General features: G+C 67.5%; 8 protein-coding genes. 4 read left to right on the forward strand and 4 right to left on the reverse strand.

All coding sequences use genetic code 11. The features are described 5' to 3' along the window. Nucleotides 1-4: 4 nt before the first annotated feature. The gene (locus tag FHR82_RS44450; RefSeq protein ID WP_184816740.1) at nucleotides 5-151 is read right to left on the reverse strand and encodes a hypothetical protein; all 147 of its coding nucleotides are present in this window, start codon (nucleotides 149-151) and stop codon (nucleotides 5-7) included. Between the two features lie 111 nt (nucleotides 152-262). After that, complete coding sequence (locus FHR82_RS44455; protein WP_184816741.1) at nucleotides 263-1,264, reverse strand: IS481 family transposase; 1,002 nt, start codon at nucleotides 1,262-1,264, stop codon at nucleotides 263-265. Between the two features lie 164 nt (nucleotides 1,265-1,428). Here FHR82_RS44455 and FHR82_RS44460 point away from each other — a divergent pair, with 164 nt between their 5' ends. The 3 genes from FHR82_RS44460 (at nucleotide 1,429) to FHR82_RS44470 (ending at nucleotide 8,373) form a co-directional block, all read left to right on the forward strand. Then, entirely contained in the window at nucleotides 1,429-1,596 is a 168-nt protein-coding gene (locus FHR82_RS44460; protein WP_184816742.1) for a hypothetical protein, read from the forward strand. A gap of 116 nt (nucleotides 1,597-1,712) precedes the next feature. Further along, nucleotides 1,713-4,493 carry a glycosyl hydrolase gene (locus tag FHR82_RS44465; protein WP_184816743.1) on the forward strand — a complete coding sequence of 927 codons (2,781 nt, stop codon included), beginning with the start codon at nucleotides 1,713-1,715 and terminating at the stop codon, nucleotides 4,491-4,493. A gap of 406 nt (nucleotides 4,494-4,899) precedes the next feature. Next, complete coding sequence (locus tag FHR82_RS44470; RefSeq protein ID WP_184816744.1) at nucleotides 4,900-8,373, forward strand: ThuA domain-containing protein; 3,474 nt, start codon at nucleotides 4,900-4,902, stop codon at nucleotides 8,371-8,373. Nucleotides 8,374-8,573: 200 nt separating this feature from the next. Here the strand turns inward: FHR82_RS44470 and FHR82_RS44475 are convergent, their stop codons facing one another. Both FHR82_RS44475 and FHR82_RS47905 read right to left on the reverse strand, forming a co-directional pair. Beyond that, nucleotides 8,574-9,311 carry a helix-turn-helix domain-containing protein gene (locus FHR82_RS44475; RefSeq protein WP_221465093.1) on the reverse strand — a complete coding sequence of 246 codons (738 nt, stop codon included), beginning with the start codon at nucleotides 9,309-9,311 and terminating at the stop codon, nucleotides 8,574-8,576. An 84-nt stretch (nucleotides 9,312-9,395) separates the two neighbouring features. Further along, a complete protein-coding gene (locus tag FHR82_RS47905; RefSeq protein WP_221465094.1) occupies nucleotides 9,396-10,157 on the reverse strand; it encodes a helix-turn-helix transcriptional regulator in 762 nt (253 codons plus the stop codon). Nucleotides 10,158-10,352: 195 nt separating this feature from the next. On the opposite strand from FHR82_RS47905, the gene FHR82_RS44485 reads away from it, so the two are divergent. Then, a complete protein-coding gene (locus FHR82_RS44485; RefSeq protein ID WP_184816745.1) occupies nucleotides 10,353-10,901 on the forward strand; it encodes an RICIN domain-containing protein in 549 nt (182 codons plus the stop codon). Nucleotides 10,902-11,538: the final 637 nt, after the last annotated feature.

Consider the following 11,538-nt stretch of genomic DNA (forward strand, 5'->3'; position numbering starts at 1 on the left):
CGCATTACGCTCGTTCGAGCCGGTTCTTCGAGATCAGCACGTCGTCGACGAAACAGAGCTGGTAGATGTCCGGGCCGAGGTCCAGCAGGCCGTCGCCGGCCTGGTAGTGGACGCAGCTCGCGCCGGCCGGTCGCGGCGGCGCGGCGATCACCTTCGGCTCCCGGCCGATGTCGTTTCCCGAGGTCCACTTCGTGGGGCCGCCCCGTTGACCATCACTGTCTTCGGCCGCGGGGCAGAGAAACGCCGGACTGCCCATCAACGGCTAGGTGTATGAGGTCATGACGTTGGTGACGCCGGTGTGGAGCCGGGTGACGGGTGGCTGGTTTCCGGCGGTGGTGTGTGGTCGATGGTAGTTGTAGTGCACGTTCCAGACCTGCAGCGCTGCTGACCTGTGTTGTTCGCTGGTCCAGACGTGGGCGTAGAGGAATTCCTCGGCCAGGATCCGGTGATAGCGCTCGACTTTGCCGTTATGGCGAGGTGTGTAGGGCGTGATGCGCTGGTGGCGAGCGCCGCGGAGCACGGTGGCGAAGTCGCGGGCGCGGTAGCAGGCGCCGTTGTCAGTCACGATCCGGTGGACATGCTGGATGCCGTGGCGGGCGAAGAACGCGCGGGCTCGGTGGGTGAAGGCGATCGCGGTCCGGGCCTGCTCGTCGGGCAGGGCCTCGGTGTAGGCGAGGCGGGAGAACCCGTCGATCGCGGTGTGTAGGTAGGTGTAGCGGGCGCGACCGCCGCGTTTGCGGCCTCGAATGGACTGTTTGGCCTGTTCGTTGCCGCGGCCGTGGACCCGCCAGCCACCACCGTCGGGAATGACACCGACCTTCTTCACGTCGAGGTGGACCATGTGACCGGGCCAGCGGGCGTGGATGCGGCGCGGCTCGCGGTTGTTCTCGCCGGTGGGGTCGAGGAACCGGCGCCGGTTCAACCCGAGGTGGGCCAGGTGCCGGGTCACGGTGCGGACCGAGACGGTGATGCCCTCGCCGGCCAACTCGAGTGCGATGCGGCGGGCTGACCATTTGCGTTGCCGGCGCATGGCCTCGATCCGCACAACGACCTGCCCAGACGTGACAGTGGGCTGGTGGTGCGGGACGCTGGGCCGGTCCAGCAGACCAGCATCGCCGTACTTGCGGTGACGGTTAACCCACTTGCTCGCGCACTGCCGCGAGATCCCCATCTCAGCGGCGACATGCGCGACCGGACGGGACTGACACCGCGCCACGAGACGGCGGCGGCCTTCCACGGACAACGGGGCATTACGGTGGAGCATCGGACGGGTCTTTCTGCTCGGCGAATGAGTTGGTGGTACTTCTCATCCTGCCGCCGAAAGACCCGTCCCCTCGTCTCAGCCCCTACCAGCCGTCACCAACATCATGTCCAGCAACAACTAGTGGTTTGGCCGGTGGGCCGCGCCGCCCGCTGGCGGTCGGGTAGGTGTACGACGACGAGGCCCTGATCGTCAAGGCCCCCGATGAGCAGGCCCGCCGCGCAGTAGAGGATCTGTTCGGCGAGTTCGCGCGCACCGGCTCAGCGATGAAGACGGTGCGCGCGTCGTTGTCTCAAGGGTGGCGATCGTCCGGCAACACTCTTGACATCAGCTAGTGACACCGGTCACTCTGGTTCGGCTGGGAGAGCGCTCTCCCAGCCGGCGGTCGCAGTGCGCTCCAGGCTTGCCATCCCCATGAGGGCGCGCACCGTCCCGACTTGTAGGAGTCACGATGAGAGCCGGACCGCCGCCCACGACTCAGCGACCGCGCCAGCGGCAGCGGATTCGCCTGCTGACCGCCGGCGCGGTCGCTATCCTCGCCAGTGGAGTCATCACCATCGCGGCCAGTCCGGCCGCGGACGCGGAGCCCGTCGGCTCGGGCAGCTACACCGAGACGCTCCCGGCCGGCCGGGAGCTGCCGTCCGGCTGCGGCACCATCTCCAGCAACCCGCGCCAGTTCCTGACCGCGAACGCGCCGGCCGTTGCCGTGCCCACCAACGACTGGTGGTCGTCGCTGGTCTTCAAGCGCTCGGACTGCGCGTACGGCCTTCCGCTGCACGCGCACCCAATTTCGTACGACACGTTCGCGGGCGGCCTCGGATTCTCGTACACGACCACGCCGACCATCAGCGGCACGCCGACCACCGTCGGCGAGTACCACTACCCGTACGCGCAGGACATCCTGGTCGGCGTCGCCGGCCTGAACGCGCCTGTCGTGCGCGTCGACGGGTGGAGCGACTGGACCGTCTCGCCGTACTGGACCGACGGCACCCGCACGCTGCGCGCGACCATCGGGCACGGGTTGCCGTTCGCGTACTTCGAAGCGACCGGCGGCAACGCCCAGATCACCACGGCCGGCACGCCGAGCGTGTGGCTCAACAGCGGCGCCACGCTGGGCTTCACAGTCGGCGGCAGCGACTACGTGGCGTACGCGCCGACCGGTGCGACGTGGACGGTCAGCGGCGGCACCATCACATCCACACTGGCCGGTCGCGGGTACTTCTCCGTCGCCCTGCTGCCGAACGGCGGCAACCGGACCGACCTCGCCACCCGGTACGGGCAGTACGCGCACGCGCACGTCACCGGCACCCGGATCGCCTACGCATACAACCCAGCGAACAACGGGCTGACCTCGACGTACGCGTTCACCACCACGCCCCGCGAGGGCAGCGCCAGCGGCACCGTCGTGAGCCTGTACCCGCACCAGGGGCGGTACCTGAGCGCCGGCTCACCCATCCCGGAGACGTACACGTCGGCGCGGGGTGCCATGCGGACGCTCATCGGGGTGCCGAGCTTCCAGACCCAGATGACGTTCCTCGGTGTGCTGCCCGAGGTGCCGGCGGTCGCCGACAGCGCGGGCGCCGACCTGACCACGCTCAACAACTACCTCGCCGCCGTGCAGGGCAGCCCGGAAGGCCCGTCCGGCGCCGACACCTACTGGGCCGGCAAGGGGCTGGGCCGCGCGGCCCGGATCGCCGAGATCGCCGACCAGGTCGGCAACACCGCAGTGCGCGACAGCGCGCTCACCGCGATCCGCAACCGGCTGAACAACTGGCTCACCGCCTCGTCCGGCGAGACCGGCCAGCTGTTCTACTACAACGCCAACTGGGGCACGCTCATCGGCTACCCCGCGTCGTACGGCTCCGACCAGGAGCTCAACGACCACCACTTCCACTACGGATACTTCATCGCGGCGGCGGCGACGCTCGCCAAGTTCGACCCTGCATGGGCCTCGGCCGGGCAGTACGGCAACATGATCGACCTGCTCATCCGGGACGCGAACAACTACGACCGCAACGACACCCGCTTCCCGTACCTGCGTGACTTCGATATCTACGCTGGTCACGACTGGGCCTCAGGACACGGCTCGTTCGGCTCCGGCAACAACCAGGAGTCCTCCTCGGAGGGCCAGAACTTCGCCAACGCACTGATCCAATGGGGCCAGACCACCGGCAACACGGCTGTTCGCGACGCCGGTATTTTCCTCTACACCACCCAGGCCGCCGCGATCCAGGAGTACTGGTTCGACTCGGCCGACGAGAACTTCCCGGCCGCGTTCGGCCATTCGACGGTCGGCATGGTGTGGGGCGACGGCGGCGCGTACGCGACTTGGTTCAGCGGCGAGCCAGAGATGATCCAGGGCATCAACATGCTGCCGATCACCGGCGGCCACCTCTACCTCGGCTACAACCCGTCCTATGTGAACACCAACTACGCGGAGCTGGTCCGCAACAACGGCGGCCCGCCGACCCTGTGGCAGGACATCCTGTGGGAGTTCCAAGCGCTGGGCGACGGTGACGCGGCGCTGGCCAACTTCCGGGCCAACAGCGGCTTCACCTCCGAGGAGGGGGAAAGCAAGGCGCACACGTTCCACTGGGTCCGCAACCTCGCCGCGCTGGGCACAGTGGACACCTCCGTGTCGGCCAACCACCCGCTGACCGCAACGTTCGTCGAGAACGGCGCCCGCACGTACGTGGCCTCAAACGTCAGCGGCTCGCCGATCACGGTGACGTTCTCCACCGGTACCACGCTGAACGTGCCGGCCGGGCGGACGGTGACCACCGGCGCCTTCTCCTGGAGCGGCGGCAGCGCCGGCGGAGGCACCGACCCGAGCAACCCGCCGTCTGGAGACATCGCGCGGAACAAGCCAGCGACGGCGTCCAGTGTGGAGTCGGCGGCCTATCCGGCGTCGGCGGCGGTGGACGGATCGGCGACGACACGGTGGTCCAGCGCGTTCTCCGATCCGCAGTGGATTCAAGTCGATCTGGGCGCGACGTACAGCATCGACCGAGTGCGGTTGATATGGGAGGCGGCGTACGGCTCGGCGTACCAGATCCGGACCTCGGCCGACGGCACCAACTGGACCACCGCACGGTCGGTGACCGGTGGCAACGGCGGTGAAGACGACAACACCGGGTTGAACGCGTCGGGCCGGTACGTGCGGATCAACGGCACGGCTCGCGGCACCGGGTTCGGGTATTCGCTGTTCACCTTCGAGGTCTACGGCAGATAGGTGCACGGCGGCCCGGGAGCGGCGGCGCGCCCCGAGCCGCCGCTCGGCCGGACCGTCGGCGTGTGATGAGCACTTCACGACGGCAAGGGAGTCTGTTCATCCCACCGCATCCATCGGAGAGAGCGCTCTCTTACGTCACCAAGATTGGCAGGAGGTGAAGGCATGCACGCTCGACCTTGGCTTGCTTGAACCGCTCATGACAAGCAGTAGCCGCCGCTACAGGCTTTGCGGCCGACAGCAGAGCGATCGCCCGGCCTGCACTTTGCCGGGCGAACGGCGCACTACCAATCGAGTTCGTAACGAAGCCTGAAGGCCAACTTGCCATGTGTTTCGGCCGACAGCTCAAGATCCGGACGTGATCGGCGCGCGTTTTCACTGTTCTCTACAGGAGAGGTTCCAACCAATCATGTTCCTTCGCAGAGTACTGCTCTGTGTCACCCTTGTGCTGGCCGGAGCCGGCTTCAACGTCACCCCGGCGCATGCCGCCCCGGACTTCTCGGTGCTGATCTTCAGCAAGACCGCGGGGTTCCGGCATGACTCGATCCCGGTGGGTATCACCGCGATCCAGCAGCTTGGCACGCAGAACAATTTCGCGGTCGAGGCCACTGAGGACGCCACACAGTTCAACGACGCCAACCTGGCCAGGTTCAGGGCCGTGATCTGGCTGTCCACCACCGGCGACGTGCTCGACGCCGGCCAGCAGGCCGCCTTCGAGCGCTACATCCGCGCCGGCGGCGGGTACCTGGGCGTGCACGCCGCGGCCGACACCGAGTACGACTGGTCCTGGTACGGCGGCCTGGCGGGCGCGTACTTCGCCGGCCATCCCGCGATCCAGCAGGCGACCATACGCATCGAGGACACGGTCCACCCGTCGACCGCCGGCCTTCCGGCGAACTGGAGCCGGACCGACGAGTGGTACAGCTACCGCACCAACCCGCGCTCGTCGGTGCACGTGCTGGCCAACCTGGATGAGTCCACTTACACGGGCGGCAGCATGGGCGCCGACCACCCGATCTCGTGGTGCCACGCCTATGACGGCGGACGATCGTGGTACACCGGCCTCGGGCACACCCAGGCCAGCTTCAGCGAGCCCCATTTCCGCACCCACCTGCTCGGCGGTATCCGATATGCGGCCCAGGGCACCGGTAGCTGCACGGTCGGCAGCCCGCCCGCCGGCACGTTCAGCCAGGTGACGCTGGCCAAGGGCGTGGCCGAGGTCGGCGAGCCGATGGGTCTGACCGTGCTGCCGAACCGGGGTGTGCTGCACACCTCCCGCAACGGCGTCGTCCGTTACACCGACGTCAACGGCAACACCAAGGTCGCGATGACGCTTCCGGTGTACTCACACGACGAGGAGGGCATGCAGAGCATCAAGGCTGACCCGAACTTCGCCACCAACCGCTGGGTGTACATCTTCTACGCACCACCGCTGAGCACCCCCGCCGGCGGCGCTCCGGCGACCGGCACCCCGGCACAGTTCGCCCCGTTCAACGGCGTCAACAAGCTGGCCCGGTTCACCGTGCGCGACGACTACACGATCGACCCGGCGTCACTGGTCACAATCCTCGACGTGCCGACCAGCCGGGGGATGTGCTGCCACGTCGGCGGTGACATCGACTTCGACGCCGCCGGAAACCTGTACCTGTCCACCGGCGACGACACCAACCCGTTCGACTCGGCCGGTTCCGCGCCAATCGACGAGCGGGCCGACCGCAACCCGGCGTTCGACGCGCAGCGCACTTCCAGCAACAGCAACGATCTGCGTGGCAAGGTGCTGCGGATCCGGCCCGGCGCAACCGGTGGCTACACCATCCCGGCGGGCAACATGTTCCCGGTGGGAACACCCAACACCCGGCCTGAGGTGTACGCGATGGGTTTCCGCAACCCGTTCCGGATGAGCGTGGACAAGGCCACCGGCGTCGTCTACCTCGGTGACTACGGCCCCGACGGCGGGGCCATCGCCGACCGCGGGCCGGCGGGCACGGTTTCGTTCGAGCGGATCACGCAGCCGGGCAACTTCGGCTGGCCGTATTGCTCGAACTACAACACCCCGTACTACGAGTACACGTTCCCCAGCGGCCCGTCGCTGGGTCAGTTCAACTGTGCCGGTGGGCCGACGAACAACTCGCGCAACAACACCGGCATCACCGTCCTTCCGCCGTCGCAGGCCGCCTGGCTGCCCTATGGCGGCGCGGGGCCGTGGCGGCCGGAGCTCGGTGGCGGCGGCCCGATGGGCGGCCCGGTCTACAACTTCAATCCCTCGCTGGTTTCCGATGTGAAGTGGCCGGCCTCGTACAACGGAAAAGCCATTCTCGGGGAATTCACCAGCCGCTGGATCAAGGCGGCTACGATCAACGCCAATGGCACCGCCGGAGCGATAGACCCGATTCCGTGGTCCGGGACGGCGATTATGGACCTGGAGTTCGGGCCGGACGGTGCCCTGTATGTGCTCGACTACGGCACGACCTGGTTCGGCGGCGACGCCAACTCAGCCGTGTACCGCATCGAATACAACAGCGGCGGCAACCGGGCACCGATCGCCCAGGCGGCGGCGAACCCGTCGACCGGCGCGGCGCCGCTGACCGTGCAGTTCAGCTCGGCCGGCAGCAACGACCCGGACGGCGACGCCATCACCTATGCCTGGGACTTCACCACCAACGGCAGCACCGACTCGACGGCGGCCAACCCGACGTTCACCTACTCGGCCAACGGTGAGTACACCGCGACCCTGACGGTGCGGGACACGGGCGGCCGGACCTCGACGGCCAGTGTCGTCGTCGGTGTCGGCCGGCCGGGAATCCAGATCATCGGCCCACCCAACGGCGCGGTGTTCCAGTTCGGTGACCTGATTCCTTACGAGGTGCGGGTCACCGACCCGAACGCCGGCACGATCGACTGCAACCGGGTTGTGGTCAACTATGTGTTGGGCCATGACAGTCACGGGCACCCGATCGCCAGCAAGACCGGCTGCACCGGGTCGATTCAGACCACAGTGGACGGTGAGCACGACGCGGCCGCGAACATCTTCGGGGTACTCGCCGCCGTGTACACGCCGCCGACCGGGACAGCGGTCCAGGCCCAGCACCAACTGCAGCCACGAACCCGGCAGGCCGAGCACTACAGCACCATGAACGGCGTCCAGCTCGCCGCCAAGGCCAGCGCGCACGGCGGCAACGCCGTCGGCTACATCGAGAACGGCGACTGGATCTCCTTCACGCCTTACAACCTCACCGGCGTCACCGGGTTCAAGGCGCGGGTCGCCTCGGCCGGTGTCGGTGGCACGCTCACCGTACGGGCCGGCTCGCCCACCGGCACGGTCGTGTCCACAGTGACGGTCGCTCCAACCGGCAGTTGGGAGACATGGGTCGATGTTACCGGCACGGTGACCGTGCCAACGGGAACGCACCAGCTGTACCTGGTGTTCACCGGCGCCACCACCGGTTCGCTTTTCGACATCGACGATTTCACCTTCACCTCCGGCGGCACCGAGCCGCCAGTGGGCAACCTTGCGCTGAACCGTCCGGCCACCGCATCCAGCGTTGAAGGCGCCTATGTGGCGTCAGGGGCTGTCGACGGTTCGCTGACCACCCGATGGAGCAGTGCGTTCGCCGACCCGCAATGGATACAGGTCGACCTCGGTCAGTCGTACGCGATCAACCGGGTGAAGTTGACCTGGGAGGCCGCATTCGGCTCGGCGTACCAGATCCAGACCTCGGCCGACGGCACCACCTGGACGACGGCGCGTTCGGTCACCGGCGGCAACGGCGGGGTCGACGACAACACGGCGCTCGGCGCCACCGGCCGGTACGTGCGGATCAACGGCACCACCCGCGGCACCGGATACGGGTACTCGCTGTGGGAGTTCGAGGTCTACAGCTGACCGCGTAGGGTCAGCACGTCGCCAGACGCGGAGGACCGCTCAGGTCCTCCGCGCCCGGCCCGGTCTCAACGACAGCGCCACGTCCTCGCATGAGGGCACCTGCGGAACAGGCGCCGCCGAAGGCGGCATCAAGGCGCGCCGTCCGCCGTTGGCGAACGCGTCGGTCAAGACCACGCCCTGAGGCCGTCGGCGTAGCCCGGTCAAGCGTTGAAATCCCCGCCACCCGCCGACTTTTCTCCATGGCACCACATCACCGGCGCCGACACCCAGGACGGACTGGGCGTCGGCGGCGGTGAACTGGCGGTTGTTCCTGCCCGAGTCCTGGGACGACCGCAAGGCCGCCGACCCGGACCAGGTGGCGTGTCCTCACCGATGGAGTAGCAGCCGTGGAAGTAGGTGACACCGTGGGTGCGGTGGTAGGTCGCCGCCACCCGATCGGGGTTGCCTCGCTCGGCCCAGCAGGACCCGCCGGTGGGGCGGATCCCGAGTGGCCCGAACTCGTCGAACGCGAAGGTGCGGTCCGGGAAGTTGGTGAGGACATGGTCGATGCGGTCGAGTTTCGCGTCCCGTTCCGGGTCGGTGGACTCTTTCCAGGTCTTGGTGCGCTGGAACGTGATCCCACGACGTCCGAGCAGACAGCGCAGGGCTTCCCGACCGATCCGGATCGCTCCACCGCCGGTGCTGGCCAGGAAAGCGGCGAGTTTGCGGATCGACCAGCGAGTGAACGGCTGGTCCAGTTTCGTCGGGCGGGTACTGGCCGTCGCCACGAGCTTGGCGATCACCGGGACCCGGTTGCCGCCGGCCGAGGCAAGAATCATCATCGCTCGCCGGTAGCGCACCGAGTTCGTGCTGCCCCGACGCACGATCTGCTGCAACCGCTGACCTTCCTGATCAGTCAGCCTGCGCACTCTCATTGGCTCGGCCACCAGCACCTCCACCTGGCTCGACGATGTCCCACCATCGAACCCGGAATGACACATCACCACCCAGCGACACCCCGGCGAGCCATTCCGGTCACAGCACTAGCGGCCGAGCTGGCGGAGCCACCATGCGACGGCGGCCGCGCGGCTGGGTACGTTGGCCTTGGTGAACACGCCTTCGAGGTGTTTGCGGACGGTTCGGGGGCTGATCCCGAGTTTGCGTGCGGTCTGGTCGTTGGTGAGGCCGGTCGCGATCAGCGCGAGCACCTGGTTCTCGCGTTCTGTCAGGGTGAGGTGGCGCGGTGGTGGGGTTAGGTCGTCGACGTTGATCGAGGCGATGATGGCTTTCACCTTGCTCCGGTACTCGAGCGCTACGGCGATCATGTCGCGCAACGGGTGGAAGGCGCTGGTCTCCCGGTCGGAGAAGTCGTAGAGCCGCCGGGTCATGCCGATCATCACCAGGTCCTGTTCGGTGAAGCTCGGCGTCATCACCACCAGGTGGCGCATTTCCAGCCGCGAGAACACCTCCCGGTAGATGGGTGTGTCCTGGAAGCGGGTCAGCGTCATGTAGTCGCTGGTGCGGTACGGGCGCGGATCGCCGGTCGCCAGCAGGTTCACGACGTACGGGTCGTCCGGGTACAGGCTGATCCACCGGTCGACCTCGCCCACTGTCAGGGTTCCCGGTTCGCCCGCCAACGTGATCGACGGCCGCTGCACCTTCCAGTCGTGGCACACGTCGATGCACACGCAGTCGGCGCCGACGACGCGGCGCAGCCCGTCGGCGAGGTCCGCCGCGAACGGTTCTCCGTTGACGATGGCCTGACTGGACCGCAACCCCACGCGCAACAGACCGGCCTCGTCCACAGCACCCCTTTCCCCAGCCCTCTCGAAACGAGTCTCGCGTGCGGGCAACCACGTGTAAAGGGGCCCGCCTACGGCATCTCCGGCGTGCGGTCAAGGTGGCGGAAGAGGCACTGCCCGCCCGGAAGTCGCTGATTCACGATGAATGCGCAGGATCCAGTGCCGGAATCACCGGCAACCGCTGAACGGAGGACGAACATGGCGAAGACACGGCGCCGTCTGGGGGTTTTCACGCTCCTGCTGGCTGCGTTGTGCCTGGGCCCCTTCACGGCCCAGGCCAGTGCCACACCGGAGCGCCCGGCGACGACATTGCGCGCCGACCAGTACTACGAAATCCAGTCACAGCTCACGCACCGGTGCCTCGACGTGCGCAACGCGGGCAACGGCGACGGCGACGCGATCGACGTGTACCGCTGCTGGGGCGGCGCCAACCAGAAGTGGCGACTCTTCCCCGTCGGGGGCGGTTTCGTCGAGATCCACCCGCTCAACAGCCAGCGCTGCCTCGACGTCGCGGGTCCGGGGTACGACCAGGGCGCGACCGCCATGCAGTGGGGCTGCTGGGGCGGCTACAAACAGCACTGGGAACTCGTCCCGATCGGCGCCGGGTACTACGAGATCAAGAACCGGCTCTCCGGCCGGTGCCTGGACATCGCGGGCAGCGGTCTCGACCACCCGGCGCCGGCGATGGTGTGGGACTGCTGGGGTGGCGCCAAACAGCACTGGGCCCTCGTGCCGGTCACCACGTGAGCCGTGACCCGGCGCTGGCACGAGCCGGCGCCGGGTCTCCGGAACTTCCGGTGGGTCAGCCGAAGTTGACGTCACTGCACATGTAGGTCTGGTCGAGGTGGGATGCCTGCCAGATCGTGAAGATGACGTCCTGTCCACGACATCCAGAGGTCTGACATTGAACGAGATGTTCTGCGCGGGGGCGTAACGGCCGGTCTGCGTGATGAACTGCCTGGTCGACCACGCCGTAGCCCGCGGCGCCGTCCTCTCAACCGATCCCTTGCTGCGCTACCGCGACGGCCATCCACTTACCAGCCGACGCTACGACCACCTATGGAAACGACTCGGCGAACGACTCCCCCTGGGTCGCCACTCAAGGCATCTCCACCCACTGGCTGCGCCACACCACCCTCACCTGGGTCGAACGCCACTTCGGCTACGGGATCGCCCGCGCCTACGCGGGCCACACTGACAACACCGGACCAGCCACGACGACCTACATCAAAGCCAGCCTGCAAGAGGTCGCCACCGCCCTCGCCGTCATGACCGGCCAACTCCACCCCCTAGGGCCTGTATCGAAGTCGTGACCGGCTGATGGCCTGGGTGTGGCCTGTTCCGGCGTGTCGTTGATCAAATAGATGAGGTCTCCGGTAGATCG

It is taken from the genome of Actinophytocola algeriensis, from assembly GCF_014203735.1.
Taxonomy (GTDB): Bacteria; Actinomycetota; Actinomycetes; order Mycobacteriales; family Pseudonocardiaceae; genus Actinophytocola; species Actinophytocola algeriensis.

Excerpts from the sequence above, each read along its gene's own strand:
- FHR82_RS44455 (WP_184816741.1), bottom strand. The coding sequence starts at position 1,264 with ATGCTCCACCGTAATGCCCCGTTGTCCGTGGAAGGCCGCCGCCGTCTC.
- FHR82_RS44465 (WP_184816743.1), top strand. The coding sequence starts at position 1,713 with ATGAGAGCCGGACCGCCGCCCACGACTCAGCGACCGCGCCAGCGGCAG.
- FHR82_RS44470 (WP_184816744.1), top strand. The coding sequence starts at position 4,900 with ATGTTCCTTCGCAGAGTACTGCTCTGTGTCACCCTTGTGCTGGCCGGA.
- FHR82_RS44485 (WP_184816745.1), top strand. The coding sequence starts at position 10,353 with ATGGCGAAGACACGGCGCCGTCTGGGGGTTTTCACGCTCCTGCTGGCT.